Below are 25,966 nucleotides of genomic sequence, written 5' to 3'. Positions count from 1 at the left end.
TCGGGGCTCCACAAAACCCCCTGCCGTTCTTCGTCCCTGTCCTCACGGGCGGCCGTGGCCGTCCCCAAGAGAGAGTGTGAGAGTGCTCGTACTCGTCGCTCCCGGCCAGGGCGCTCAGACGCCCGGCTTCCTGACTCCTTGGCTCGAACTCCCCGGCGCCGCCGACCGCGTCGCCGCCTGGTCGGACGCCATCGGGCTGGACCTTGCCCACTACGGCACGCAGGCCGACGCGGACGCGATCCGCGACACGTCCGTGGCCCAGCCGCTGCTCGTCGCGGCGGGGATCCTCTCGGCCTCGGCGCTCGGTGACGTCGCGCCCGGTGCCGTCGCGGGTCACAGCGTCGGTGAGATCACCGCCGCCACCTTCGCGGGCGTCATCGACGACACCGCCGCGCTGACGCTCGTCCGCACGCGGGGTCTCGCGATGGCCGAGGCCGCCTCGCTCACGCCGACCGGGATGGCGGCCCTGCTCGGCGGGGACCCCGAGACGACGATTCCGCATCTGGAGAAGCTCGGTCTCACCCCGGCGAACGTGAACGGCGCGGGCCAGATCGTGGCCGCCGGCACCCTGGAGCAGCTCGCCGCCCTGGAGGCGGAGAAGCCCGAGGGCGTCCGCAAGGTCATCGCGCTGAAGGTCGCGGGCGCGTTCCACACGCCTCACATGGCGCCCGCGGTCGACGCGCTGGCGCGGGCCGCCGAAGCCCTCACGCCCGCCGACCCGGTGGTCTCGTACGTCTCCAACAAGGACGGCCAGGAGGTCGCCACCGGCGCCGAGATCCTGTCCCGCCTGGTCGGCCAGGTCGCCAACCCGGTCCGTTGGGACCTGTGCATGGAGACCTTCAAGAAGCTGGGCGTGACGACGCTCGTCGAGGTGTGCCCCGGCGGCACCCTGACCGGCCTCGCCAAGCGCGCGATGCCGGGCGTGAAGACCCTCGCGCTGAAGACCCCCGACGACCTCGACGCCGCTCGCGAGCTCATCGCCGAGGCGGTGACGTCCGCCGCTGTACCGGCGGGCGTCCGAGAAGGAGCCTGAGCATGTCGAAGATCAAGGCAAGGAAGGGCGCCCCGTACGCGCGCATTCTGGGCGTCGGCGGCTACCGTCCGGTCCGGGTCGTGCCCAACGACGTGATCCTGGAGAAGATCGACTCCTCCGACGAGTGGATCCGCTCGCGCTCCGGCATCGAGACCCGGCACTGGGCCTCCGACGAGGAGACCGTCGCCGCGATGTCGATCGAGGCGTCCGGCAAGGCGATCGCCGACGCCGGGATCACCGCCTCGCAGATCGGCGCGGTCGTCGTCTCCACCGTCTCGCACTTCAGCCAGACCCCGGCCATCGCCACCGAGATCGCGGACAAGCTCGGCACGAACAAGGCGGCCGCCTTCGACATCTCGGCGGGCTGCGCGGGCTTCGGCTACGGACTGACCCTCGCCAAGGGCATGGTCGTCGAGGGCTCCGCGGAGTACGTCCTCGTCATCGGCGTGGAGCGGCTGTCCGACCTGACCGACCTGGAGGACCGCGCGACGGCCTTCCTGTTCGGCGACGGCGCGGGCGCGGTCGTGGTGGGCCCCTCCGAGGAGCCGCACATCGGCCCGACGGTCTGGGGCTCCGAGGGCGACAAGGCCGGCACGATCAAGCAGACCGTGCCGTGGGACCGTTACCTCCCCCACTCTCGGCTTCGCTCGAGCGGGGGCACCCCCACCGGCGACGTCTCCCCGCTCCCGCTCGACAGCGAGGGCAATGTCAAGTTCCCTGCGATCACGCAGGAGGGCCAGGCGGTGTTCCGCTGGGCCGTGTTCGAGATGGCGAAGGTCGCTCAGCAGGCGCTGGACGCGGCCGGAATCACCTCGGACGACCTGGACGTCTTCATCCCGCACCAGGCGAACGAGCGGATCATCGACTCGATGGTGAAGACTCTCAAACTGCCGGAGCACGTCACGGTCGCCCGTGATGTGCGCACCACCGGTAACACCTCGGCCGCCTCGATTCCGCTCGCTATGGAGCGGCTTCTGGCGACCGGCGAGGCGAAGAGCGGCGACACCGCGCTCGTCATCGGATTCGGGGCGGGGCTCGTCTACGCCGCCACGGTCGTTACCCTCCCCTAGGCACACCGTCCGGATCTTTTCCGGCCGGAGTACCGCCACACCCTCTGGAAACACACCGAAGGAGCGCCTCATGGCCGCCACTCAGGAAGAGATCGTCGAAGGTCTCGCCGAGATCGTGAACGAGATCGCCGGGATCCCCACCGAGGACGTCCAGCTGGACAAGTCCTTCACCGACGACCTGGACGTCGACTCGCTGTCCATGGTCGAGGTCGTCGTCGCCGCCGAAGAGCGCTTCGACGTCAAGATCCCCGACGAGGACGTCAAGAACCTCAAGACCGTCGGTGACGCCGCCGACTACATCCTCAAGCACCAGGCCTGATCTTCCGATCACCTGGGCTGACTGCCCCGCCACCCGGCGGTGGCGCCGCTGAATCCTCGTATCCGTTGGAGAAAGAATTCCCGTGAGCCCGACCAATCGCACCGTGGTCGTCACCGGTATCGGCGCAACCACACCGCTGGGTGGCGACGTAGCCTCTACCTGGGAGGGCCTGGTCGCCGGACGTTCCGGTGTCCGTCCCCTGGAGCAGGAGTGGGCCGCCGAGCAGGCGGTCCGCATCGCAGCACAGATCGCCGTGGAGCCCGGCGAGGTCATTCCCCGTCCGCAGGCCCGCCGCCTCGACCGCTCGGCGCAGTTCGCGCTGATCGCGGCCAAGGAGGCCTGGGCGGATGCCGGTTTCACCGACAAGGCGGGCGCCGACCCGGCCGTCGACCCGGACCGCCTCGGCACCGTGATCGCCTCCGGCATCGGTGGTGTGACGACTCTGCTCGACCAGTACGACGTGCTGAAGGAGAAGGGCGTACGCCGTGTCTCCCCGCACACCGTGCCGATGCTGATGCCGAACGGCCCGTCCGCCAACGTGGGCCTCGCCGTGGGCGCCCGCGCCGGTGTGCACACCCCGGTCTCCGCCTGCGCGTCGGGCGCCGAGGCCATCGGCTACGCGATCGAGATGATCCGCACCGGGCGCGCCGACGTCGTCGTCGCCGGTGGTACGGAGGCGGCGATCCACCCGCTGCCCATCGCCGCGTTCGGCAACATGATGGCGATGTCCAAGAACAACGACGACCCGCAGGGCGCCTCGCGTCCCTACGACGTCGCCCGGGACGGCTTCGTCCTCGGCGAGGGCGCCGGCGTCATCGTGCTGGAGTCGGCCGAGCACGCCGCGAAGCGCGGTGCCCGCGTGTACGCGGAGGCGGTCGGCCAGGGCATCTCCGCCGACAGCCACGACATCGTGCAGCCGGAGCCCGAGGGCCGGGGCATCTCGCACGCCCTGCAGAACCTGCTCGACAGCACCGACCTGAACCCCGCCGAGATCGTGCACGTCAACGCGCACGCCACCTCGACGCCGGCCGGTGACGTCGCCGAACTGAAGGCGCTGCGCAAGGTGTTCGGCGACGACGCCGACCACTTCGCGGTCTCCGCCACCAAGTCGATGACCGGTCACCTCCTCGGCGGCGCCGGCGGTGTCGAGTCGGTCGCCTCGGTGCTCGCCCTGTACCACCGGGTGGCGCCGCCGACCATCAACGTCGACAACCTCGACCCCGAGGCCGAGGCCAACGCCGACATCGTCCGCGGCGAGGCGCGCAAGCTCCCCGTCGAGGGCCGCATCGCCGCGCTGAACGACTCGTTCGGCTTCGGCGGGCACAACGTGGTGCTGGCGTTCCGGACGGTCTGAGTTCCGGCCGTACGAGCGTGAAGGGCCCCCACCGGCTGGTGGGGGCCCTTCGTGCGTGCGGGGGTCGCCGAGGTGTCAGACGACCTGGTGCAGCCAGCGGACCGGGGCGCCTTCGCCGGCGTACCGGAAGGGCTCCAGTTCGTCGTCCCAGGGCTTGCCGAGGAGCTTGGAGAGTTCGGCCTCCAGGTCCGTCTCGCCGCGCTGGGAGCGGACCAGGGCGGCGCGCAGCCGGTCCTCGGGGATCAGGATGTCGCCGTGGATGCCGGTGACCGCGTGGAAGATGCCCAGGTCGGGGGTGCAGCTGTAGCGCTCGCCCTCGGCGGTCGGGCAGGGTTCCGCGGTGACCTCGAAGCGCAGCAGCTGCCAGCCGCGCAGCGCCGAGGCCAGCTTGGAGGCCGTGCCGGCCTCACCCTGCCAGGAGAACTCGGATCTCCAGGTGCCGGGGGCGGCGGGCTGCCGGATCCAGTCGAGGCTGACGCGCGTACCGAGCACGCTCGCGACGGCCCACTCGACGTGCGGGCACAGCGCACGCGGCGCGGAGTGCACGTACAGAACTCCACGTGTCGTCACCGGGGCCTCCACAGAGCAGGACATCTTGTAACTTAGCGGAACGGCAGTGGCGGAGCTGCCACGAAGCGAGGCTATCGCGTGGCGGCGCAAGGAGTGTGACGTACCGTCGGTCCCAGCGCCGCGAAACAGCGAGGTTTCACCCATGGGGACGTGCGGCTGACCGAGTATGTTCAACTGAACGAGGGGGACCAGGGATGCGGAACCGAGGCCATCGGTCATGGGCTGTCCTCGCCACCGTGGCGGCGGTTCTGCTGGGCGGGGCCGGCTGTGACGCGGTCGGCGGTGACGCGAGCGGTGCGCACAGCACCGGCACGAAGGGCCGTCCGTCCCCGAAGCCCACGCCCGTCTGGGACCGCAGCCCGGCGTCCCTCGCCGCTGTCGGGGACTCCATCACCCGCGGTTTCGACGCCTGCGCGGTGCTGTCCGACTGCCCCGAGGTGTCGTGGGCGACGGGCAGTGACGCCGACGTCGACAGTCTCGCCGTGCGGCTGCTGGGGCCGGTCGGGGCGGCCGAGCGCAGCTGGAACTACGCGGCGACCGGTGCGCGTATGGCGGATCTGCCCGAGCAGATGGAGCGGGCGGTGGCCAGGAAGCCGGAGCTGGTGACGGTGATGGTGGGCGCCAATGACGCGTGCCGGGCGTCCGCCTCGGCGATGACCTCCGTGGCGGACTTCCGCGCCGACCTCGAGGACGCGATGGCGACGGTGCGTCAGGCGCTGCCCAAGACGCAGGTGTACATGTCGAGCGTGCCGAATCTGAAGCGGCTGTGGTCCCAGGGCCGCACCAGTGCGCTCGGCAAGCAGGTGTGGAAGCTGGGCATCTGCCCGTCGATGCTGAGCGACGCGGACGTGGTGGACGCGACGGCGACCAAGCGGCGCGACAAGGTGCAGGCCCGGGTGGAGGCGTACAACGCGGTCCTGAAGGACGTGTGCGCCAAGGACCGGCGCTGCCGCTTCGACGGGGGCGCGGTCTTCGACTACCGCTTCGGCACGGCGCAGCTGAGCCACTGGGACTGGTTCCACCCGAGCAAGAACGGTCAGGCGCAGCTCGCCGCGATCGCGTACCGCACCATCACGGCGAGGCGTGCCGTGTCCTAGGCCGCGACCGTGTCCTAAAGTTCGAACATGAGTGAACTTTTCGGCACACTTCTCGACGGCGCGGCGGTCCGTCGGTGGACGCTGGAGCGGGGCGGCGTGCGGGTGCGGGTCCTGTCGTACGGCGGGATCGTGCAGTCGGCCGAGGTTCCGGACCGGGACGGCCGTACGGCGGACGTGGTGCTGGGCTTCGACGGTCTCGACGGCTATCTGGCGCATCCGGAGCCGTACTTCGGGGCGCTGGTCGGGCGGTACGCGAACCGGATCGCGGGCGGCCGCTTCTCGCTCGACGGCCGCGAGTACCGGCTGGCGCGGAACAACGGGCCCAACTCCCTGCACGGTGGCGAGCGCGGCTTCGACAAGCGCGTGTGGGAGGCGGAGCCGGTCGAGCACGGCGTACGGCTGTCCCGGGTGAGCCCGGACGGTGAGGAGGGCTTCCCGGGCCGTCTGGAGATCTCCGTGACGTACACCCTCGGCGCGGACGCCGCGCTGCGGATCGCGTACGAGGCGGTCACGGACGCGCCGACGGTGGTGAACCTGACGAACCACTCGTACTGGAACCTGGCGGGTTCGGGGAACGCGGGCGGTCACGCGCTGCGGATCGCCGCGTCCCGGCTGACGCCGGTGGACGGGAACCTCATCCCCAGCGGCGCGTTCGACGACGTGTCCGGCACGCGCTTCGACTTCCGGCGGCCGCGGAAGGCGGGCTCGGGGTACGACCACAACTTCGCCCTGGACAAGGGGGTGACGCGGGCTCCCGAGCCGGTCGCGGAACTGCACGATCCCTCCTCGGGCCGGGTCCTGACCGTGGCGACCACGGAACCGGGCCTCCAGCTCTACACCGCGGACCACCTCGACGCGTCCGTCCCCTTCGCCCCGGGCGACGGCATCGCCCTGGAGACCCAGCACTTCCCCGACTCCCCGAACCACCCGGACTTCCCGACGACCCAGCTGCGCCCGGGCGAGGTGTTCCGGTCGGAGACGGTGTACGGGTTCGGGGTGCGCGACTAGGGCCTGTCCGGTCGTGAAGAGGGACGAGCCCCGGTCCGGATGTCAGGTTCCGGACCGGGGCTGCTCTGGGGGGAGACTTGTCCCGGATCAGACGTTAATCGTCGCGGTGGGCCGGCGGACTCCGATCGGGCGGCTCGGCTGAATCTCGTACGAACCCTTCACATGTGGCCACACGCTCGTCCGCTCGTCACCCGCGAGGGGCCCGAGTACGTCACAGGCAATGGCGCACGCCACTTCCGTCACGCGATACTGCCGCCGTCCGGCAGCACCCCACGGCGACGGAAGGCCTGAACTCCCTTGACCTCCATACGTGTTCGGATCGGCATCCCCCCACTGGCACTGCTGGCCCTGCTGACGGGGCTCGTGACCCCGGGGACCGCGACCGCGGACGCGGCTCCCACGACGACCGTCGAGGAGCGGCGCCTCGACAAGGCCGTACCCCAGGAGATCCTGCGGCGTTCCGGTTTCGACTCCGTGGCACCGGGCTTCGCGCGGGCGCTCGGCTCGGCGCACTCGTACGCGCAGGCCCGGCGGATCGTCGTACAGCAGGGGTCCCGGCTGTGGCAGCGGGCCGTCGACCGGGCGCAGGGGCGGGGGCCGGCGGGCGGCGACCTGAGCCGGGACGACGACCGGCCGCTGTACTGGGCCCGCCTCGGGATGACACGTGAGGTACGCCTCTGGGAGCCGGAGTTCGCCCTGTCGGACACCCAGCGTGCCCGGCTGCTTTCCGGACTGGAGGTGTCCTCACGCGGTCAGAACGCCGTCCGCTACCCGCACGGCAGGGGTGTGAAGCGGATCCTGGTCACCGGCTTCGACCCGTTCACGCTCGACCGTGACATCCGTATCTCCAACCCGTCAGGCGCCACCGCGCTCGCCCTCGACGGCACGACGATCGAGACGGCGGACGGCCCGGCGCGCATCGAGACCGCCGTCTTCCCGGTGCGCTGGCAGGACTTCGCCGACGGCACGGTGGAGCGGGCGCTGCGGCCGCAGCTGCCCCGGGTCGATCTGTTCACGACGGTGAGCCAGGGCCGGGTGGGCCGCTTCGACGTCGAGCGGACCAACGGGGCCTGGCGGGGCGGCTTCCCGGACAACGACACCATCGGCAGGACCGAGACCGTCCCGGTCACCGACCCGGCCTCGCAGCCGCAGTGGACGACGACGACGCTGCCGTACCGGGCGATCGTGGCCGCGGACACCGGCCGTTTCCCCGTGTACGACAACACGAGCGTGACCGAGATCCCGGCGGGTGGCACGGCGGAGGTCGTGCGCCCCGACGGGCCGACCCCGGGCTCCACGGCCCGCGCCGGGGGCGGCGGGAACTACCTCTCCAACGAGATCGCCTACCGCGCGACGCTCCTGCGCGACCGGCTCGGCCTGCACGACAGTCTCCCCGGCGGCCATGTCCACACCCCGGTGCTGGAGTTCGGCACGGGCAACACGGACCCGGCGACCGGGACGGTCACGGACCCGGAGTTCATCCGGAACAGGCTGGACATCATCGGGCAGGTGCGGTCGATCCTGACCGTCGCGGCGGACTCGGTCGGGGCCGGCTCGGTCGCGACGGACCCGGTCGGAACGGACCCGGTCGGAACGGACTCAGTCGCGACGGAGCGCGCGCGAGGCTGAGCCCGGTTCCGCTTCCTCTTCGGTGTCCCCTTCGTTCTCCCTTTCCGTGTCCTCGCCGAGGAGTTCGCGGGCCATCAGGGTGGCGCCGCGACCGCTCCCGGCATCAGGAACACGGCGACGAAGGGGACCAGGAAGGCCAGGCCCAGGGGGGTGCCGAAGCCCCAGACCAGGAGCTTGCGGGAGCGGAGCAGGGCGAGGCGCTCGCGGAGCTGGACGCTGCGGCGCTGGAGTGCCACCGCCGTCAGCTCCTCCGTCAGGAAGAAGCCGGTGACGAAGAAGCCGATCACGGGGACGACGGTCTGGCCGACGAACGGGATGAAGCCGAGGGCGAAGAGGAGGATGCCCCACAGCACGGCCCGTACGACGATCCGGAGGCTGTCCCGTGCCGAGATCCACAGCTCGCGCCAGAGCGGGAGGCCGGACTCGGGGGCCGTGCCGTCCGGGGACACGTCCTGGTCGACCTTCTCGGAGAGGCTCTCGTAGAAGGGCTGGCCGACGAGGAGCGTGACCGCCGTGAAGGTGAGGACGGACAGGAGGAGGGAGAGGGCGAACAGGACGACGGTGAGGAAGCCGCGGAACAGGCCCTGCCAGGGGCTGGACCAGTCGTCGGCGAAGGGCGTGGCCCAGGCGACGAAGTCCTCGCCCCAGAAGGCCAGGGCGACGAGGGCGGCGGCGTAGAGCACCAGGGTTATCAGGCCGGGCAGCAGCCCGAAACCGTACTGCTTGCCGTGCCGGGCCACCCAACGCTGGCCCTTCAGGAGATAGCCGAATCCCGCCCCAAGATCACGCATGGGGCGAACTTTAGCCAAGCCGTCCCGCTTTGGCTAAGCCGGTGACACCATGCGCAGCGGCTGAACCGGCGTAACCGCCACCACCACGCGCTGCGGCTAAACCGGCGTGACCGCCACCACCACGCCCTGGTCCGCCGCCGGGGACACCGCCGCCGACACGCGTACCGCCACCGCTCGCGCGGCCCTCCCCGTGCGCGAGGCCGTCGCCACGAGGAGTGGCTGGATCTGTTCCAGGCCGGCGACCAGGCGTTCCTCGCCCGCGATCAGCAGCGGGCGCGCGGCCTTCGCGGTCGTCGCCGCCGCTTCCGTCAAGTCGGCCAGCGGCGGGAGTGCCGCGCGGACCACGCCCGCTCCGGCGGCGGCCGCGCGCTCCGCCAGGGCCACCTGGAGCGGGAGCAGCGGGGTCAGGGCCGCCGTGAGCGCGTCCGCGACACGGCGGAGTTCGGGCGAGGAGTCGCGCAGGACGTCGGCGGCGGCCCGGATCAGCGGGGTCAGCGCGAGCAGTGTCCCCGCGGCCGCGCCCGCCGCCGCGGGCAGCAGCGGGGAGGTCGCGTCGACCAGTTCGCCCAGCGCCGCCGAGGCCTCCCGCACCGCCGGCTCCACCGCGTCCAGGACCGGCAGCAGAGTGTCGCCGAGGGCGGCGAGCAGCGCCTGTGCCGGTTCGCTCACCGGGTGGACGGCCAGTGGCGCGCCGCTGGTGCCGAGCCGGGTCAGGGTGTCGACGATCCGGTAGAACGCCTCCTGGGCCTGCGGCGACGCGCTCGCCTCGGCCAGCTCCGCCGTGGTCTGCCGCAGCACGCGCAGCGCCTCGGCCCCCGACCCGTCGCGCGGGTCGAACGTGTTGATGGCGATTTTCGTGATGTTCCCTGCGGTGTCCAGGAGTTGGCCGGTGATGTCCGTGGTGCTGCGCGCCATGCGCACCACGTCATCCCTGCTGGGGAGCGACGGAATCGGGGACATGGGGTCTCCTCGCCTCGCACGATGCCGCGTCCAGCATGCCCCGTCCGGCCCGCCGGGGAGGCACCAACCGGGCATCCGGGCACGCGGACGGCCGGCCATCCGCGCGTCCCCGTCGGCAACTCCCGGAATTCGCGCAGGTGAACGGGCGTTGCCGGCGGTGTCCTGAGCCGGGGATCGGCGAGGAGCGCGGATGACGCAAAAGGACCAGGAGAGCCAGGAGAGCCAGGAGAGCCAGGAGAGCCGAGAGGGTCGAGAGGGTCGAGAGGGTCGAGAGAGCCGAGAAGGCCGGCGCCCATCTCGTCGTCGCGCTGCTCGTGCAGGACGGCACGCTGGAGCTGGACCGCGAAGTCGCCTCCTACTGGCCGGAGTTCGCGGCCGAGGGCAAGGGGGCGGTGACCCTGCGGGAGCTGCTCGCGCACCGCGCCGGGATCGTCGGCGCCGACACCGGGTTCACGGCCGGGGAACTGGCCGACGACCGGGTGACGCCGAGCGGATGGCGGGCCAGCGGCCGTTCTGGCGGCCGGGTACGGCCTTCGGCTATCACGCCCTGGTGATCGGCGCGCTGACGGGCGAGGTCGTGCGGCGGGTCACCGGCCGCACGCTCCAGGAGATGTACGAGGAGCGGGTGCGCGCCCCGTACGGGCTCGACTTCTTCCTGGGGCTGCCCGAGGAGCACGAGCCGCGTTTCCACTCCGTACAGCAGATGGACCCGCCGCCCGAGCAGCAGGCGGTGTTCGACGCGTTCCCGTCGGGCCCGCACACCTGAAGCCGGACACCCTCGGGGTGTTCGGGCAGATCCACTCCGTCGGGTACGACGTGGTGGCCCGCGACCACAAGGCGTTCGCGCTGGGCTTCCAGGCGACCGCGGACACCTTGTACGAAGGCCGCACCCCACGTCCAAGGGTGCGGCCTTCGTCATACGCAACGACTCCGTCAGGCCGGCGTCACGGTGAACGGTGCCGCGGGTCGCCTTTCGAGTACGGGCGCACCCGGTGCGCCCGTACGACGAGAGCGGCCTTCGGGCCTCAGAGCTTGACGATCATCTTGCCGGTGTTGTCGCCGCGCAGGACCCCGAGGAACGCCTCCAGGTTGTTCTCGATGCCCTCGACGACCGTCTCGCGGTACTTCAGCTCGCCGGAGCGGATCCAGCCGCCGACCTCCTGGACGAACTGCGACTGGAGGTCGTAGTGGTCGCCGACGAGGAAGCCCTGGATGCGGCCGCGGGTCTGGATGAGGCGGGCGAGGTTCTTCGGGCCGGGCGCCGGCTCGGTGTCGTTGTAGACGGAGATCATGCCGCAGACGGCGATCCGGCCGTCCCGGTTGAGCTGGCCGATGGCGGCTTCGAGGTGGTCGCCGCCCACGTTGTCGAAGTACACGTCGACGCCGTCGGGGGCGGCCTCGCGCAGCTGCTCGTTCACCGGGCCGCTCTTGTAGTTGAACGCGGCGTCGAAGCCGTACTCCTCGACCAGCAGCTTGACCTTGTCGTCCGAGCCCGCCGAGCCGATGACGCGCGAGGCGCCCTTCAGCTTGGCGATCTGGCCGACCTGGCTGCCGACGGCACCGGCGGCGCCCGACACGAACACCGAGTCGCCCTCCTTGAAGGAGGCGGTGCGCAGCAGGCCCGCGTACGCGGTGAGGCCGGTCATGCCCAGGACACCGAGGTACGCGCTCAGCGGCGCGGCCTCCGGGTCGACCTTGACGGCCTGCTTGGCGTCGACGACGGCGTACTCGCGCCAGCCCAGGAAGTGCAGGACGTGGTCACCGGCCTCGATCCCCTCGGCGTTGGAGACGACGACCTCGCCGACCGCGCCGCCCTGCATCGGCTGGTTCAGCTCGAAGGGGGCGACGTACGACTTGGCCGCCGACATCCTGCCGCGCATGTACGGGTCGACGGAGACGAACTTGTTCCGCACGAGGACCTGGCCCTCACCCGGCTGCTGGACCTCCGCCTCGACCAGGGCGAAGTCCTCGGGCTTGGGCCAGCCGACCGGGCGGCTTGCCAGGTGCCATTCGCGGCTGACGGCGGGGAGCTGGGGCGTGACGGTCATGGGGGCGCCTTTCCTGCGGTTACTGCGGTTCCTGCGGGGGTTCCGCGGGGGTTGGTGCGGGTTCCCGCGAGCGATCTAATACTTCAGTACCTGAAACAACCATGCTCCTGAATATTTCACTATGTCAAGTAAGCGGGTAGCCTGGAGTCCATGGCCACCCAGAAGACCCGCCCCGATGCTCTGACCCTGGAGGTCGTCGACCTGATCGGCACGGTCGTGGCGCGCTACCACGAGGAGTTCGAGGAGGCGGCGGCGGAGCACGCGCTGACGGGCGCGCAGGCACGGCTCGTCAGCCTTCTCTCCCTGGAGCCGCTACCCATGCGGCGCCTGGCCGAAAAGCTGAAGTGCGAGCCGTCGAACGTCACGGGGATCGTGGACCGGCTGGAGGCGCGGGGGCTCGTGGAGCGCCGCCCGGACCCCGCGGACCGCCGGGTCAAGCTGGCCGCCTGCACGGCGGAGGGCCACCGGGTCGCCCGCGGGCTGCGGGACTCGCTGGACTTCGCGCGCGAGCCGCTGGCGGGACTGTCCCACGAGGAGCGGCTGTCCCTGCGGGCGCTGCTGCTGCGCATGCTGGAGGCTTAGGGCCCGTCCGGCGGATCATGCCGGAGAGGCGGAACGCGACCGGGACCTCGGGCGTCACAGGAACGTGAGCAATTCTCTGCGTCTGTCCGGCGCCGTCCTGGCCGCCGCGTTCCTCCTGGGGACCGCGGCCTGCGGCACGTCGTCACCCTCCCCCGCGGCCTCCCCCGCGACCGGCACGTCCGCACCCGGCGAGAAACCGTCCGGGAGCGGTGGGCTCGTCCTCCAGGTGCGGGACGGCGGCGGCCTCGTCCCGGTCTCCCCCGCGGCCAACATCCCCCGCTTCTCGCTGTACGAGGACGGCACCCTGGTCACCTCGCCCGCAACGAAGCGGTCCGGTCTGCCCGGCCTGCGGGTGGCCCACCTCTCCGCCGCCGAGGTCCGTACGGTGGTCGGCGCCGCGCACGACGCGGGCCTCCCGCACTCCGGCCCCCTCGGCCCCGCCCCGCCCGCGGACGGGCCCGTCCGGTCGTACACGCTCGACGGGAAGCTCACCACGACGGTCGCGCCCGCCCTGCGCGACTGCACACGGCAACGCGAGCTGTGCGCCCTGGACAAGCGGCTCGACTCCCTCGCCGAGCCGTCCGGGACCTACCGCTACTCGGTCATGGCCGCCGTCTTCAACGAGAGCGGCAAGGGCCGCTCCCCCGGGGCCGCGACCTGGCCCCTGGGCCGCCTCTCCACAGCGGGCGAGCCGACCTCGGCCGGGCGGTGCCTGCTGCTGCGCGGCACGGATCTGAAGCGGGTGCGGGAGGCGGCCCGTACGGCGACGTCGAGCGCGTGGACGGACGGCACGGCGACCTACCGGATGGCACTGCGCCCACTGCTGCCCGGCGAGGACTCGTGCGCGGACGTGGTCGCCACGGACTAGCCGACCAGGGCCTGTCGTCGGACTCCCGTCGTCCGCCCGAACGGCGGGCACCGCGGCGTCATGGGGGTCCCCTGTTCTGGGGGTCCCCCTGTTCTGGGGCCCCCTGTTCGAGCGCAGCCGAGAACTCGGGGGAGCGTGCTCCCGGTGTGCCGGGCGCAGGCCCTCGTGGCGTCGCGGGGCAGCCGGGAGTCCGGCGACACACGCCCTAGGCCGACAGGCCTACGTGCACCACCACAGGAAGCGGTTGCACGGCTTGGAGGTCGACGGGGCCGGGGTCGGGTCCGCCGGTGTGGGGTTCGCGGACGGGGCCGTGCTCGTCTGCGGCGGGGGCGTGGCGGCGGGCGCCGACGTCGCCGTGCCGGGCGCGGCGGACGTGGCCACCGACTGCTCGTCCTCGTCCTTCTTCTTGTCCTTGCCGGACTTCTTGTCCTTGCCGGACTCGGAGGCCGAGGGGGAGGCGGAGGCGTCCGGTGAGCCGGAGGCCGAGGTGCCGTCACCGCCCGCGGTGTCGCCGATCGGCTCGGCCGTGGTCGCCGCGGAGGAGGACGACCCGTCGGCCGTCGCACCGCCGGCCGCGGTGGCCTTGGGAGTGGAGCCCGGCGCCTCGATGCCGAGTTCGGCGAGGCTCAGACCGCCCGCGGCCAGCAGCAGCCCCGCACCGACGAGCAGTGCCGTGCGACGGCGCCTGCGGTGTGCGGCGGCCTTGCGGTCACGCCGGCCGGCCCGTGGTGCCCCGCGGTCGCCGCGCCCACCGCGCCCCTTGGTCCCCCGCCGGCTCTCGGCCCGGCCGGGCCGCGCCCCGTCCGCCGCGGCACCCTCGGCCGACGACGCGTCCGCGTCCTCGGCGTCCGGGCGTGCGCCGGCCTCGTCCGCGTACGCGCGCAGCTCTTCGATCGGGGTGCCGCACCCCGGGCAGGCGAGGGCGCCGTTGAGGTGCCTTCGGCACGGGTCGCAGTAGTCCATGACGCGGGAAGACTAAGTTCCGTACGGGTCACGTTCCTAGTCACGGCTGTGAAAATTATGTGCGGAACCGCGTGTTCCGGCGTGTCACGCACGAAGTTCGCACCGTCGCAGGCGTGACGACAGCGGCATACCACCAAAATCCCCCGTCCACCGTTCCGTTCGACCCATTGACACTCATGGGGCCGAATCCTTACTGTCACGCCAGCATTTCGAACGTGTGACGAAATATCGAACAGAGCCGACGAAGACCGAAGCAGCAGCACTGACGAAGCTACAAGGGGCAACTGCCGTGCGCATCACCGGAATCAGCACACATGTGGTCGGAACGCCGTGGCGCAACCTGACCTATGTCCAGGTGCACACCGACGAGGGGATCACGGGTGTCGGCGAGACCCGGATGCTGGGCCACACCGACGCACTGATCGGCTATCTGCGGGAGGCCGAGGCCAATCACATTCTCGGCTCCGATCCTTTCGCCGTCGAGGACCTCGTACGGCGTATGAAGTACGGCGACTACGGCCGGGCCGGCGAGATCGTGATGTCGGGCATCGCCGTGATCGAGATGGCCTGCTGGGACATCAAGGGCAAGGCCCTCGGGGTGCCGGTGTGGCAGCTGCTCGGCGGCAAGGTCACCGACAAGGTCAAGGCGTACGCCAACGGCTGGTACACCACCGAGCGCACCCCGGAGGCGTACCACAAGGCCGCACAGGAAGTGATCGCGCGCGGCTACAAGGCACTGAAGATCGACCCCTTCGGAACCGGCCACTTCGAGCTCGACCACGACGCGACCCTCTACTCGGTCTCCCTCATCGAGGCCGTGCGCGACGCCATCGGCCCGGACGCCGAGCTGATGCTGGAGATGCACGGCCGCTTCTCCCCCGCCACCGCCGTCCGCCTCGCCCGCGAACTCGCGCCCTTCAAGCCGGCCTGGCTGGAGGAGCCGGTGCCGCCGGAGAACCTGAAGGCGCTGGAGAAGGTGGCCGCGAAGGTCGACATCCCGGTGGCCACCGGCGAGCGCATCCACGACCGGATCGAGTTCCGCGAGCTGTTCGAGAGCCAGTCGGTGGACATCATCCAGCCCGACGTCGGCCACATCGGCGGCATCTGGGAGACCCGCAAGCTGGCCGCGACCGCCGAGGCCCACTACGTCCTCGTGGCGCCGCACAACGTCGGCGGCCCGGTACTGACGGCCGCGAGTCTCCAGGTCGGCTTCACCTCCCCGAACTTCAAGATCCTGGAGCACTTCAACGACTTCGCGGACGCGGAGATCAAGAAGGTGGTGAAGGGCGCGCCGCAGGTCGTCGACGGCTACTTCCACCTCTCCGACGCGCCCGGCCTCGGCGTCGAGCTGGACACCGACGCGGCTGCCGAGTTCCCCCAGCAGCAGGCCCGGTTCGACCTGTGGGCGGACGGCTGGGAGCAGCGCAAGCCGAAGGGGAGCAAGTGAGCGGCGCGGTCGTCATCGAGGCGCCGGGCGAGTACCGGATCGTCGCGCACGAGCCGACGGCCCCGGCCGCCGGCGAGGCCCTGGTCCGTGTCCACGCGTCCGGCATCTGCGGCAGCGACCGCGAGGTCTACCAGGGCAACCGGCCCGAGGGGTACGTCCGTTACCCGCTCACCCCCGGCCACGAGTGGTCCGGCACGGTCGAGGCGGTGGGTGCCGGGGTGCCGGGGACCCTGGTCGGCCGCAAGGTGGTCGGCGAGGGCTTCCGCAACTGCCAGGTCTGCGACCGCTGCCACGCGGGCGAGACCACGCTGTGCACCGCCGGGTACGAGGAGACGGGCTTCACCCAGCCGGGCGCGATGGCCGCCACCCTGACCCTGCCGGCGCGGCTGCTGCACGTCCTGCCGGACGACGCCGACCTGACCGCCGCCGCGCTCCTGGAGCCCGCGGCCTGCGTCGCGGCGGCCGCCCTCAAGGCGAACGCCCGGCCCGGCGAGCGGGTCGCGGTGGTCGGCACGGGCACGCTCGGGATGTTCGCGGTGCAGTTCCTCAGGGCGGGCTCCCCCGCCGAACTGCTGGTGGTGGGCACCCGCCCGGACCGCGAGAAGCTCTCCCGGGACTTCGGCGCCACCGGCTTCCGTACGAAGGACCAGGAGCTGCCCGCCGACTTCGACGTCGTGATCGAGACCGCCGGGTCCGCGTCCGCCGCGCGCACCGCCGCCTCCCTGCTCAGGCGCGGCGGACGCCTGGTCCTGACGGGCATCCCGGCGCCGGGCGCCGAAGGGCTCGACCCCACCGATCTCGTCGTACGGCAGCTGGAGGTGCACACCGTGTTCGGGGCGCCGCCGGACGCCTGGGCGCACACGGTCCGGGTGTTCGGGGCAGGGCTCCTCGACCCGCTGCCGCTGGTCACGCACGAACTGCCGCTCGTCGAGTTCCCCCGGGCCATCGAGCTGGTGGGCTCCGGCGACCCGGAGGTCGGAAAAGTCCTTCTCCGCCCCTGAGCGGTACGCCGGTACGGAGTTCCTGACGCTCCGTACCGGCGTACACCCACCGAAACGAACCACGTCCGACATCTCGAACGCGAAGGACAGCTGTGACCGACGCTTCCCCTACGGCGCCCCGTCGACCCGGTGAGCAGGCACTCGCCGCGCTCGGCCTGGGCGCGCCCGCCCTCTCCCCCGCCGACGCCTCGCCGCACACCTTCCCGGGGGGCGGCCGCTGGCGCACCGAGGTGCCCTCCGTCGAGGGCCCCGAAGCGCTCGCCGTGGTCCTCAAGGAGTCCTCGCGGCTCGATGTGCCGATCCACCGGATCAGCCAGGGCAGCGGCATCTGGATGCTGACCGACGCCGAGATCACCGAGATGGTCGAGGCCACCGCCGCACGCGACATCGAACTCTGTCTGTTCACGGGCCCGCGCGGCACCTGGGACATCGGCGGCTCCACCCGCAGCGACTCGCGCGGCGGCGGACTGCGCGCCCGGGGCCACGACGCGGTGGCCGGCTGTGTCGAAGACGCCGTCCGCGCCACCGAGTTGGGCGTCAAGTGCCTGCTCGTCGCCGACGAGGGCGTGCTGTGGACCCTGCACCGGGCGCGCGTCGCGGGCATCATCCCGGCCGACACGACCCTCAAGGTCTCGGCGCTGATCGGTCCCGTCAACCCGGCCGCGTACGCCGTGTACGAGAACCTCGGCGCCGACTCCGTCAACGTACCGAGCGATCTGACGCTCGCTCACCTCACGGAGATCCGGCGGGTTTCCGCCGCCCCCATGGACATGTACATCGAGGCCCCCGACGATCTCGGCGGCTATGTGCGGATGTACGAGGTCGCCGAGTTGATCCGGCGCGGCGCACCGCTCTACCTGAAGTTCGGCCTGTCCAAGGCGCCCGGGATCTACCCGTACGGGCACCACCTGCGGGACCTGACCCTGAACACCGCCCGGGAGAGAGTGCGGCGCGGCCGGCTCGCCCTGGACCTGCTCGCGCGGCACGGAGCGGACGGCGACATGGCGCCGCTCGGTTCGCGGCTGCCCGGCACGCTCAGACGGTTCGACACCTCCTCATAACGTTCGAACAAACCCTCTTCACAAAAGACGACACAGCCGCGCACAATCCCACACACCTGTTCTCGGTCTTTCCTCGCCCCACTCTTCGGAGCGTGCCCGCACCGCGAGACCGAGCCGCGCCCACACATCAAGGAAGATGATCATGCGCAATCGCAGAGCCGCCCTCGCCGTCATAGCCTCCGCCGCCTCCCTCGCCCTCACGCTGTCCGCCTGCGGGCAGAACAGCGAGGGCGGCAGCAAGGACGAGAAGAAGAGCGCCAAGGGCTCCACGGTGGGTATCGCCATGCCCACCAAGTCCTCGGAACGATGGATCGCCGACGGCGCCAACGTGGAGAAGGACCTGAAGGCGGCCGGCTACAAGACGAAGCTGGTGTACGGCGAGGACGACCCCGACACCCAGGTCTCGCAGATCGAGAACATGATCACCCAGGGTGTCTCGGCCCTGATCATCGCGGCCATCGACAACAAGTCCCTGGACAACGTGCTCCAGCAGGCGGCCGACGCGAAGATCCCGGTGATCTCCTACGACCGCCTGATCCTCGGCACCAAGAACGTCGACTACTACGCCTCCTTCGACAACGAGAAGGTCGGCGAGCTCCAGGCCACGTACATCGTCGACAAGCTCGGTCTGAAGGACGGCTCCAAGAAGGGCCCGTTCAACATCGAGCTGTTCGCGGGCTCGAACGACGACAACAACACCAAGTACTTCTTCAACGGCGCGATGAAGGTCTTCAAGCCGTACCTCGACGACAAGAAGCTGGTCGTCAAGTCCGGCCAGAGCGCGCTGAACCAGGTCACCACCCTGCGCTGGGACGGCGGCACCGCGCAGAAGCGCATGGACGACCTGCTGACCTCGACGTACTCGAAGGCCCGGGTCGACGCGGTGCTCTCGCCCTACGACGGCATCTCCATCGGCATCCTGTCGGCGCTCAAGTCCGACGACTACGGCTCGAAGTCCAAGCCGCTGCCGGTCGTCACCGGCCAGGACGCCGAGGTCGCCTCGGTGAAGTCGATCATCGCGGGTGAGCAGACGCAGACCGTCTACAAGGACATCCGCAAGCTCGCCGAGGTCGCCACGAACATGGTCGACTCCGCGCTCAACGACAAGAAGCCGGAGATCAACGACACCAAGTCGTACGACAACGGCGACAAGGTCGTCCCGGCGTACCTGCTTCAGCCGGTGAGCGTCGACAAGAGCAACTACAAGCAGGAGCTCATCGACTCGGGATACCTGAAGGCGAGCGACGTCCAGTAACCGCCCGTTTCTCAAGGTTTCTCAAGGATTGGAAGGCACGACCATGGCGGGACCCGTCCTGGAAATGCGCTCGATCGTCAAGACCTTTCCCGGCGTCAAGGCGCTCTCGGACGTCACCCTGACCGTCCGTCCGGGCGAGGTCCACGCCATCTGCGGGGAGAACGGCGCCGGCAAGTCCACCCTGATGAAGGTGCTCTCCGGCGTTCACCCGCACGGGAGTTACGAGGGCGAGGTCCTCTTCGAGGGGGAGACCTGCCGCTTCAAGGACATCCGGGCGAGCGAGCAGCACGGCATTGTGATCATCCACCAGGAGCTGGCGCTGGTGCCGTACCTCTCCATCGCGGAGAACATCTTCCTCGGCAACGAACACGCCGCGCGCGGGGTCATCAGCTGGAACGACACGCTGAAGCACGCGAGCCGGCTGATGCGCCGGGTCGGTCTCGACGATCACCCGCAGACCCGTGTCGCCGACATCGGCGTGGGCAAGCAGCAGCTCGTCGAGATCGCGAAGGCCCTGGCGAAGGAGGTGAAGCTGCTGATCCTCGACGAGCCGACCGCGGCGCTCAACGACGAGGACAGCGGCAAACTCATCGATCTCATCCTGGAGTTGAAGAACCAGGGCATCACCTCGATCATCATCTCCCACAAGCTCAACGAGATCGAGCGGGTCGCCGACTCGGTGACGATCCTCCGGGACGGCCGGACCATCGAGACCCTCGATGTGAAGGCCCCGGAGACCACCGAGGAGCGGATCATCAACGGCATGGTCGGCCGTGACCTCGACCACCGCTTCCCGGAGCGCACCCCGCACCAGCCGGAAGCGGACGCGGCACCGGCCCTGGAGATCCGCAACTGGACCGTGCACCACCCGATCGACCAGCAGCGCAAGGTGGTCGATGATGTGTCACTCTCCGTGCGGCGCGGGGAGATCGTCGGCATCGCGGGTCTGATGGGCGCGGGCCGCACCGAGCTCGCGATGAGCGTCTTCGGGCGCACCTACGGCCGGTACGCGCAGGGCACCGTCCTCAAGGACGGCAAGGAGATCCGTACGAAGACCGTCCCCGAGGCGGTCGCCCACGGCATCGCGTACGTCACCGAGGACCGCAAGCACTACGGGCTCAACCTCATGGACACCATCGGCCGCAACATCTCGCTCAGCGCGCTGGGCAAGGTCGCCAAACGGGGTGTCGTCGACGACCACGAGGAACGCAAGGTCGCCGAGGGCTTCCGGAAGTCCATGAACATCAAGGCACCCACCGTCTTCGAGCCGGTCGGCCGGCTGTCGGGCGGCAACCAGCAGAAGGTCGTCCTCAGCAAGTGGATCTTCGCGGGTCCCGATGTGCTGATCCTGGACGAGCCGACCCGCGGGATCGACGTGGGCGCCAAGTACGAGATCTACACGGTCATCGACCAGCTGGCCGCCGAGGGCAAGGCGGTCGTCTTCATCTCCTCCGAACTCCCCGAACTGCTCGGCATGTGCGACCGCATCTACACCATGGCAGCCGGGCGGCTCACCGGTGAGGTTCCGCGTTCCGAAGCGACGCAGGAAGTGCTGATGCGCCACATGACCAAGGACAAGAGGTAGTACCCATGAGTGCCAATGTCACGGCCAAGACACCGGCCGAAGCGTCACCCGGGGGAAGTCCCTCCGGATCCGGTCCCGGCCTGCTCCGGCTGCTGGTCGACGGCATGCGCAGCAACATGCGCCAGTACGGCATGCTGATCGCCCTCGGGGTGATCGTGGCCCTGTTCGCGGTGTGGACGGGTGGCGACCTGCTCCTGCCGCGCAACGTGTCCAACCTCGTGCTGCAGAACAGCTACATCCTGATCCTCGCGATCGGCATGATGATCGTCATCATCGCGGGCCACATCGACCTGTCGGTCGGCTCGATCACCGCCTTCGTGGGCGGTGTGGCCGCGGTGCTGATGGTCAACCACGACGTGCCCTGGCCGCTCGCGGTGCTGCTGTGCCTGGCCGTGGGAGCGGCCGCGGGGGCCGCGCAGGGGTTCATGATCGCCTATCTGGGCATGCCGTCGTTCATCGTGACGCTCGCCGGCATGCTGATCTTCCGCGGTCTGACCGAGGTCTTCCTCAAGGGCCAGACGCTCGGCCCGTTCCCGGAGGGCCTTCAGAAGGTCGCCAACGGCTTCCTGCCCGAGGTCGGCCCGAAGACCAACTACCACAACCTCACGCTGCTGCTCGGTCTCGCACTGGTCGGCTTCGTGATCTGGCGTGAGATGAAGGACCGCAAGCGGCAGGCGGAGTACTCCCTCGAGGTGCTGCCCGCCAACCTGTTCGCGGTGAAGCTCGCCCTGCTGACCGCGGCGATCATCGCCCTCACCATGGAGCTCGGCAGCTACAAGGGCGCGCCGGTCGTCCTGCTGGTCCTGGCGGTGCTCCTGGTCGGCTTCGGCTACGTCATGCGCAACGTGGTGGTCGGTCGCCACGTGTACGCGATCGGCGGCAACCTGCCGGCGGCCAGGCTGTCGGGCGTCAGGGACAAGAAGGTCACCTTCCTCGTCTTCCTCAACATGGGGATGATGGCCGCGCTCGCGGGCCTGGTCTTCGCGGCGCGGTTCAACGGAGCCTCGCCGAAGGCCGGCGTCAACTTCGAACTCGAGGCCATCGCCGCGTCGTTCATCGGCGGTGCCTCGATGAGCGGCGGCGTGGGCACCATCCTCGGCGCCATCATCGGCGGCCTGGTCCTCGGTGTGCTCAACAACGGCATGAACCTCGTCGGCGTCGGCACCGACTGGCAGGGGGTCATCAAGGGCCTCGTGCTGCTCGCGGCGGTCGGCTTCGACGTGTGGAACAAGCGCAAGGTCGGTTCGTAAGTCAGCTCGGGCCCCGCCGGTCACCGGCGGGGCCCTTCCTTGTACAGGAGCCGCACATGGAACTGAACAGACGCACACTCATCGCGGGCACCGCGGCCGCGGGCATCGCGGCGACCACGCTCGGCGGGACGGCACAGGCCGCCCCGGGAAGCGGAAGGCCGGTGAAGGAGCTCTTCGGCAAGCTCGCCGACGGGACGAAGATCTACCGCTGGTCGCTGGAGAACGGCGGCACCCGGCTGAAGGTCCTGTCGTACGGCGGCATCGTCCAGTCCCTGGAGATCCCGGACCGGCACGGCCGCTACAAGAACGTGTCGCTGGGCTTCGCCACCATCGAGGACTACGTCGCGAAGACCCCGTACTTCGGCGCGCTCATCGGCCGGTACGGAAACCGTATAGCCAAGGGCCGGTTCGACCTCGACGGCAAGTCCTACCAGCTGTCCGTCAACGACGGGGTCAACAGCCTGCACGGCGGCGCCAAGGGCTTCGACAAGCGCCCCTGGGACATCGAGGGCTTCACCTCCGGTTCGGACGTGGGCCTGCACCTGTACTACACGAGCGTCGACGGCGAGATGGGCTACCCGGGCACGCTCAAGGCGAAGGTCACCTACACGCTGACCAGGCACGGCGACTGGCGCATCGACTACGAGGCCACCACCGACAAGGCCACCGTCGTCAACCTCACCAGCCATGTCTACTGGAACCTGGCGGGCGAGGGCAGCGGCTCGATCTACGACCACGAACTGAAGATCGCCGCCGCCCGCTACACCCCCGTCGACTCGGGCCTGATCCCCACCGGTGAGCTGGCCAAGGTCGCGGGCACCCCCTTCGACTTCCGCCGTACGAAGACCGTCGGCGAGGACATCCGAGAGGCGAACCAGCAGCTCCTGTACGGCAAGGGCATCGACCACAACTGGGTCCTCGACAAGGGGATCACGGCGAAGCCCGCGCACGTCGCGACGCTCCGGGACCCGTCCTCGGGCCGCACGCTGAGGATCGCGACGACCGAGCCGGGCCTTCAGTTCTACTCCGGCAACTTCCTGGACGGCACACTGGTCGGCCCCGGCGGGCACATCTACCGCCAGGGCGACGCGCTGTGCCTGGAGACCCAGCACTTCCCCAACTCGCCGAACCAGCCGGCGTTCCCGTCGACGGTGCTGCGGCCGGGCGAGACCTACCGCAGCTCGACGGTGCACTCGTTCGACGCCTGACGCGCCGCGGGTTCGACGCCTGACGCGCCGCGGGGCTTCGGGGTTCCCGAAGTCACACTTCATTCACACCAGTTGAACAGCGCCACCTCCGTATCCGTATGAGTGGGTGGCCCGTGCTCCCCCGCACGGGCCACCCAAAGACGGAGGGCCCGTCCTCCCCAGCGGGCCCGTCCCCTACGGAGGTTCCATGGCCGAAAACGTCACCTCGCTGTTCCGCAGCACGTCGGCGCACAGCCCGTCGATGGCCGCGCTGACGCGGGAGAGCGACGGGGCCGGCCCGGTGGACTTCTGTATTCCCTGCAACCCGTACTTCCCGACGCCCGCCATGTTCGACGACCTGGCCGGCCGGTTGCGGGAGATCATCACGTACTACCCGAGCAGCGCGGACACCATCACGGCCGAGCTGTGCAATCTGCTCCAGCTGCCGCCGCAGTGCGTCGCGATGGGCAACGGATCCACCGAACTCATCACCTGGATCGACCATCTGCTGGTCCGCGAGTCCCTCGCCATCCCCGTCCCCACCTTCGGCCGCTGGACCGACCAGCCGATGGAGACCGGCAAGCGCGTCGACATGTTCCCGCTCCAGGAGTCCAGCGGCTTCGCCCTCGACCTCGCCCAGTACGCCGAGTTCATACGGGCCCGCGGCACCCGGGTCGCCGTCATCTGCAACCCGAACAACCCCGACGGCGGCTTCATCCCCCGCCAGTCGCTGATCCAGTTCATGGACGCGATGGCGGACCTGGACCTGATCGTCATCGACGAGTCGTTCCTGGAGTTCGCCGACGCGGAGAACGAACCGAGCGTGGTCGAGGACGCGGTGATGCGCCCCAACGTCATCGTGCTGCGCAGCCTCGGCAAGAACTTCGGCCTGCACGGCATCCGCTTCGGCTATCTCGTCGCCAACCCTGCCCTCGCGGGCAAGGTGCGTTCCATGCTGCCCAAGTGGAACCTCAACTCCTTCGCGGAGACCGTGGTGTTCATGCTCAAGGAGCACGGCGCCGAATACCTGGAGAGCCTGCACATGGTCCGCCGGGACCGGCTCGACATGGCCCGCCAGCTCTCCGCGCTGCCCGGTCTGACGGTCTACCCGTCGCAGGGCAACTTCCTCTTCGTGCGCCTCCCCGTGGGCGCCGAAGGCACCGTGGTCCGGGACCGACTGCTCACCGAGCACCGCATCCTGGTCCGCGAGTGCGGCAACAAGATCGGTTCATCCAGCCGCTTCCTGCGACTCGTGGTGCGCCCCCAGGTGGACGTGCGTCGCCTGGTGTCCGGCCTGGAACAGGTGCTCTACGGGACCAGGAGGGGAGCCGCCGTGCCCGAGCTGGGCACAGGGACCAGCTACAGCTCGGGTACGGCGGCGGTGGACCGGTTGGTGGGGGAGACGAACGGGGCGGGGATGCCGGGTCTGGCGGCCCAGGCGGCGGGGATGCAGTCCCTGGCACCGGGGGCCGCCCAGGCGCAGAACCCCTACCCGCCGCAGTCTCCGTACCCGACACCGGCCCCGGCCGCGATGCCGGCGCCCGCTCCCATGCCCGCCCCCGCGATGCCCGCGCCGGCCCCCATGCCGTACGCCGCGCCGGCCGCGGCCATGCCGAGCATGGCTCCCGCCCCCAACGCGCCCATGCCGGGCATGGCCCCCGCCCCGGCCGCCGGGCTGACGGCGGTGGCGCAGACCGGCATGCCCGGTCTCGCCAGCGCCGCACAGAACAACCGCCGGGGCATGGGCGCCGCACAGGGCCTGACCGCCGCCCAGGTCAGAGGCCGCACCCAGCCGGAACCGACACCGGAGCCGACGGGCTGGCCGGCCGCGGGGGCGATGTACAACCAGGTCGGCTAGGTCCGTCGGCACCCTCCCGTCGCCCCCGGCGTTCCCTGCCGGGCCTGCCGGTCGAGGCGGGCGCCGGTGTCAGGAGGCGGCCCGGCTCCGCTTGAGCGCCTCGATGCCGGCCCGGTCGGTGTCGTCCGGCGCCGCGTTGAGGCGGTGGATCAGCACCCAGCGGCCGTCGTCCAGCGCTCCGGCGAAGACCGAGGCGTCACGCGTGGCCCCGTTGTGCCAGCGCAGGGGGCCCGCCGTCTGCCAGGTCGGCGCGGGCTCCCCCAGCCGGCGTTCCACCAGGAGGCGTACGACCAGGTCGGCCGCCGCGCGCGGGGTGGCCCACAGGCCTCCCGCGGGCAGGATCGCGCCGTGCATCGTCCACGGCCTGCGGGGCCAACCGAAGAGCCCCGGGGCGGGCAGGCGCCTGCTCGGGTCCGGGTGCGCGGTCACCTCCGCCAAGTCCAGCGGACGAAGGACGTACTCGGTCACCAGCTCCTCGTAGCCGGTGCCGGCCGCGGCGCTCAGGGCCTCGCCGAGGACGGCGTAGCCGAGGTTGGAGTACTCCTCCTGACGGCCGGCAGGGCGGGTGGCGATCGCGTCGAGCCGGTGCAGCAGCCGGTGCAGCGCGGGACGGTCGAACTCCGCGTACGGGTCCCGACGGGAGACGCGGGGCGGCAGACGGGGGAGGCCGGAGGTGTGCTGGGCCAGGTGCCGGAGCGTGATCCCGGTACCGGGGGCCGCGGGAAGCCACCGCTCGACGGGATCGTCGAGCTCGAGCACCCCGGCCGCGGCCATGCGGGTCAGTGCGGTGCCGGTGACGACCTTGGTGAGCGAGCCGATTTCGACGAAACGGTCCAGGGCATGACCGTCGCCGACGTCGGGGGGAGCCGCGTCGCTCAGAACGCAGGTCGGGGTACGGCGCACGATGGGGCCTTCGACTGGGGCGAGCCGGATCTTTCAATCGGGCGAGACGGTACGGCGCAGGGCGGAAGAACCACCGAACGACGCTGGGACGGGTGCTCTCATCCGGCAGCCCCCGCTGGAAGGTGAT

Annotated in this window: 22 protein-coding genes and 2 pseudogenes; 18 read left to right on the top strand and 6 right to left on the bottom strand. The window is 70.6% G+C overall.

Annotated elements, in window-relative coordinates; translation table 11 throughout:
* Positions 1–82 precede the first annotated feature (82 nt).
* From SAVERM_RS29845 to fabF, 4 genes are all read left to right on the top strand, one after another.
* Complete coding sequence (locus SAVERM_RS29845) at positions 83–1,033, top strand: ACP S-malonyltransferase (RefSeq protein ID WP_010987190.1); 951 nt, start codon at positions 83–85, stop codon at positions 1,031–1,033.
* A gap of 2 nt (positions 1,034–1,035) precedes the next feature.
* Positions 1,036–2,103, top strand: coding sequence for a ketoacyl-ACP synthase III (locus SAVERM_RS29840; protein WP_010987189.1), 1,068 nt, complete (start codon positions 1,036–1,038; stop codon positions 2,101–2,103).
* A 70-nt stretch (positions 2,104–2,173) separates the two neighbouring features.
* The gene (locus SAVERM_RS29835; protein ID WP_010987188.1) at positions 2,174–2,422 is read left to right on the top strand and encodes an acyl carrier protein; all 249 of its coding nucleotides are present in this window, start codon (positions 2,174–2,176) and stop codon (positions 2,420–2,422) included.
* A gap of 82 nt (positions 2,423–2,504) precedes the next feature.
* Entirely contained in the window at positions 2,505–3,776 is a 1,272-nt protein-coding gene (gene fabF / locus SAVERM_RS29830; RefSeq protein WP_010987187.1) for a beta-ketoacyl-ACP synthase II, read from the top strand.
* A 75-nt stretch (positions 3,777–3,851) separates the two neighbouring features.
* On the opposite strand, the gene SAVERM_RS29825 is transcribed toward fabF, so the two are convergent.
* On the bottom strand, positions 3,852–4,346 hold the full coding sequence (locus SAVERM_RS29825) for a DUF3145 domain-containing protein (protein WP_010987186.1): 495 nt from the start codon (positions 4,344–4,346) through the stop codon (positions 3,852–3,854).
* A gap of 194 nt (positions 4,347–4,540) precedes the next feature.
* Between SAVERM_RS29825 and SAVERM_RS29820 the strand changes: the two genes are divergently transcribed.
* The 3 genes from SAVERM_RS29820 to SAVERM_RS29810 all read left to right on the top strand — a co-directional run bounded on the left by SAVERM_RS29820 (position 4,541) and on the right by SAVERM_RS29810 (position 8,080).
* Entirely contained in the window at positions 4,541–5,443 is a 903-nt protein-coding gene (locus SAVERM_RS29820) for an SGNH/GDSL hydrolase family protein (RefSeq protein WP_010987185.1), read from the top strand.
* Positions 5,444–5,470: 27 nt separating this feature from the next.
* Positions 5,471–6,451, top strand: coding sequence for an aldose epimerase family protein (locus SAVERM_RS29815; RefSeq protein ID WP_010987184.1), 981 nt, complete (start codon positions 5,471–5,473; stop codon positions 6,449–6,451).
* A gap of 297 nt (positions 6,452–6,748) precedes the next feature.
* Complete coding sequence (locus tag SAVERM_RS29810; protein ID WP_010987183.1) at positions 6,749–8,080, top strand: pyroglutamyl-peptidase I; 1,332 nt, start codon at positions 6,749–6,751, stop codon at positions 8,078–8,080.
* Here SAVERM_RS29810 and SAVERM_RS29805 read toward each other — a convergent pair.
* Together SAVERM_RS29805 and SAVERM_RS29800 are read right to left on the bottom strand one after the other, a co-directional pair.
* Positions 8,051–8,871 (bottom strand): annotated as a pseudogene (locus SAVERM_RS29805) (EI24 domain-containing protein). The gene SAVERM_RS29810 and the pseudogene SAVERM_RS29805 sit on opposite strands and share 30 nt — an antisense overlap.
* Positions 8,872–8,967: 96 nt before the next feature.
* Entirely contained in the window at positions 8,968–9,831 is an 864-nt protein-coding gene (locus SAVERM_RS29800; RefSeq protein WP_037645529.1) for a hypothetical protein, read from the bottom strand.
* 281 nt (positions 9,832–10,112) lie between these two features.
* On the opposite strand from SAVERM_RS29800, the pseudogene SAVERM_RS40540 reads away from it, so the two are divergent.
* Positions 10,113–10,701, top strand: a pseudogene (locus SAVERM_RS40540) (serine hydrolase domain-containing protein); the annotation flags it as partial.
* Between the two features lie 155 nt (positions 10,702–10,856).
* Here the strand turns inward: SAVERM_RS40540 and SAVERM_RS29785 are convergent.
* Positions 10,857–11,879 carry an NADP-dependent oxidoreductase gene (locus SAVERM_RS29785; RefSeq protein WP_010987178.1) on the bottom strand — a complete coding sequence of 341 codons (1,023 nt, stop codon included), beginning with the start codon at positions 11,877–11,879 and terminating at the stop codon, positions 10,857–10,859.
* Positions 11,880–12,029: 150 nt separating this feature from the next.
* Between SAVERM_RS29785 and SAVERM_RS29780 the strand changes: the two genes are divergently transcribed.
* Positions 12,030–12,461: a MarR family winged helix-turn-helix transcriptional regulator gene (locus SAVERM_RS29780; protein WP_010987177.1), complete on the top strand. Its 432-nt coding sequence runs from the start codon at positions 12,030–12,032 to the stop codon at positions 12,459–12,461.
* Positions 12,462–12,525: 64 nt separating this feature from the next.
* The gene (locus SAVERM_RS29775; protein WP_010987176.1) at positions 12,526–13,329 is read left to right on the top strand and encodes a hypothetical protein; all 804 of its coding nucleotides are present in this window, start codon (positions 12,526–12,528) and stop codon (positions 13,327–13,329) included.
* Positions 13,330–13,548: 219 nt separating this feature from the next.
* Here SAVERM_RS29775 and SAVERM_RS43130 read toward each other — a convergent pair whose 3' ends face one another.
* On the bottom strand, positions 13,549–14,292 hold the full coding sequence (locus tag SAVERM_RS43130) for an SCO2400 family protein (RefSeq protein ID WP_010987175.1): 744 nt from the start codon (positions 14,290–14,292) through the stop codon (positions 13,549–13,551).
* 289 nt (positions 14,293–14,581) lie between these two features.
* Here SAVERM_RS43130 and SAVERM_RS29765 point away from each other — a divergent pair, with 289 nt between their 5' ends.
* The 8 genes from SAVERM_RS29765 to SAVERM_RS29730 all read left to right on the top strand — a co-directional run bounded on the left by SAVERM_RS29765 (position 14,582) and on the right by SAVERM_RS29730 (position 24,936).
* Positions 14,582–15,739 (top strand): mandelate racemase/muconate lactonizing enzyme family protein, encoded by a 1,158-nt coding sequence (locus SAVERM_RS29765; protein ID WP_010987174.1) that lies wholly within the window; start codon positions 14,582–14,584, stop codon positions 15,737–15,739.
* Positions 15,736–16,740 (top strand): zinc-dependent alcohol dehydrogenase, encoded by a 1,005-nt coding sequence (locus tag SAVERM_RS29760; RefSeq protein ID WP_010987173.1) that lies wholly within the window; start codon positions 15,736–15,738, stop codon positions 16,738–16,740. The genes SAVERM_RS29765 and SAVERM_RS29760 overlap by 4 nt, the downstream gene beginning before the upstream one ends.
* A 92-nt stretch (positions 16,741–16,832) precedes the next feature.
* Positions 16,833–17,801: a hypothetical protein gene (locus SAVERM_RS29755; protein ID WP_010987172.1), complete on the top strand. Its 969-nt coding sequence runs from the start codon at positions 16,833–16,835 to the stop codon at positions 17,799–17,801.
* Between the two features lie 142 nt (positions 17,802–17,943).
* Positions 17,944–19,056, top strand: a complete 1,113-nt coding sequence (chvE, locus tag SAVERM_RS29750) for a multiple monosaccharide ABC transporter substrate-binding protein (RefSeq protein ID WP_010987171.1) — start codon at positions 17,944–17,946, stop codon at positions 19,054–19,056.
* A 43-nt stretch (positions 19,057–19,099) separates the two neighbouring features.
* The gene (gene mmsA, locus SAVERM_RS29745; RefSeq protein ID WP_010987170.1) at positions 19,100–20,641 is read left to right on the top strand and encodes a multiple monosaccharide ABC transporter ATP-binding protein; all 1,542 of its coding nucleotides are present in this window, start codon (positions 19,100–19,102) and stop codon (positions 20,639–20,641) included.
* A gap of 5 nt (positions 20,642–20,646) precedes the next feature.
* Entirely contained in the window at positions 20,647–21,891 is a 1,245-nt protein-coding gene (gene mmsB, locus SAVERM_RS29740; protein ID WP_010987169.1) for a multiple monosaccharide ABC transporter permease, read from the top strand.
* A gap of 56 nt (positions 21,892–21,947) precedes the next feature.
* Positions 21,948–23,099: an aldose epimerase family protein gene (locus SAVERM_RS29735; RefSeq protein ID WP_010987168.1), complete on the top strand. Its 1,152-nt coding sequence runs from the start codon at positions 21,948–21,950 to the stop codon at positions 23,097–23,099.
* Between the two features lie 187 nt (positions 23,100–23,286).
* Positions 23,287–24,936 carry a pyridoxal phosphate-dependent aminotransferase gene (locus tag SAVERM_RS29730; protein ID WP_010987167.1) on the top strand — a complete coding sequence of 550 codons (1,650 nt, stop codon included), beginning with the start codon at positions 23,287–23,289 and terminating at the stop codon, positions 24,934–24,936.
* A gap of 69 nt (positions 24,937–25,005) precedes the next feature.
* Here SAVERM_RS29730 and SAVERM_RS29725 read toward each other — a convergent pair whose 3' ends face one another.
* Positions 25,006–25,839, bottom strand: coding sequence for a serine hydrolase domain-containing protein (locus SAVERM_RS29725; RefSeq protein ID WP_010987166.1), 834 nt, complete (start codon positions 25,837–25,839; stop codon positions 25,006–25,008).
* Between the last annotated feature and the right edge of the window lie 127 nt (positions 25,840–25,966).

It is taken from the genome of Streptomyces avermitilis MA-4680 = NBRC 14893 (assembly GCF_000009765.2).
Taxonomy (GTDB): domain Bacteria; phylum Actinomycetota; class Actinomycetes; order Streptomycetales; family Streptomycetaceae; genus Streptomyces; species Streptomyces avermitilis.
The sequence above is the reverse complement of the archived record's forward strand: the minus strand, read 5'-3'. Positions and strand labels throughout refer to the sequence as shown.

Bases quoted from the DNA above. Each gene is read 5' to 3' on its own strand.
- SAVERM_RS29780 (WP_010987177.1), top strand. From the start codon at position 12,030: ATGGCCACCCAGAAGACCCGCCCCGATGCTCTGACCCTGGAGGTCGTC.
- SAVERM_RS29820 (WP_010987185.1), top strand. From the start codon at position 4,541: ATGCGGAACCGAGGCCATCGGTCATGGGCTGTCCTCGCCACCGTGGCG.
- SAVERM_RS29735 (WP_010987168.1), top strand. From the start codon at position 21,948: ATGGAACTGAACAGACGCACACTCATCGCGGGCACCGCGGCCGCGGGC.
- SAVERM_RS29835 (WP_010987188.1), top strand. From the start codon at position 2,174: ATGGCCGCCACTCAGGAAGAGATCGTCGAAGGTCTCGCCGAGATCGTG.
- SAVERM_RS29730 (WP_010987167.1), top strand. From the start codon at position 23,287: ATGGCCGAAAACGTCACCTCGCTGTTCCGCAGCACGTCGGCGCACAGC.
- chvE (WP_010987171.1), top strand. From the start codon at position 17,944: ATGCGCAATCGCAGAGCCGCCCTCGCCGTCATAGCCTCCGCCGCCTCC.
- SAVERM_RS29815 (WP_010987184.1), top strand. From the start codon at position 5,471: ATGAGTGAACTTTTCGGCACACTTCTCGACGGCGCGGCGGTCCGTCGG.
- SAVERM_RS29840 (WP_010987189.1), top strand. From the start codon at position 1,036: ATGTCGAAGATCAAGGCAAGGAAGGGCGCCCCGTACGCGCGCATTCTG.
- SAVERM_RS29800 (WP_037645529.1), bottom strand. From the start codon at position 9,831: ATGTCCCCGATTCCGTCGCTCCCCAGCAGGGATGACGTGGTGCGCATG.
- SAVERM_RS29785 (WP_010987178.1), bottom strand. From the start codon at position 11,879: ATGACCGTCACGCCCCAGCTCCCCGCCGTCAGCCGCGAATGGCACCTG.
- SAVERM_RS43130 (WP_010987175.1), bottom strand. From the start codon at position 14,292: ATGGACTACTGCGACCCGTGCCGAAGGCACCTCAACGGCGCCCTCGCC.
- mmsA (WP_010987170.1), top strand. From the start codon at position 19,100: ATGGCGGGACCCGTCCTGGAAATGCGCTCGATCGTCAAGACCTTTCCC.
- mmsB (WP_010987169.1), top strand. From the start codon at position 20,647: ATGAGTGCCAATGTCACGGCCAAGACACCGGCCGAAGCGTCACCCGGG.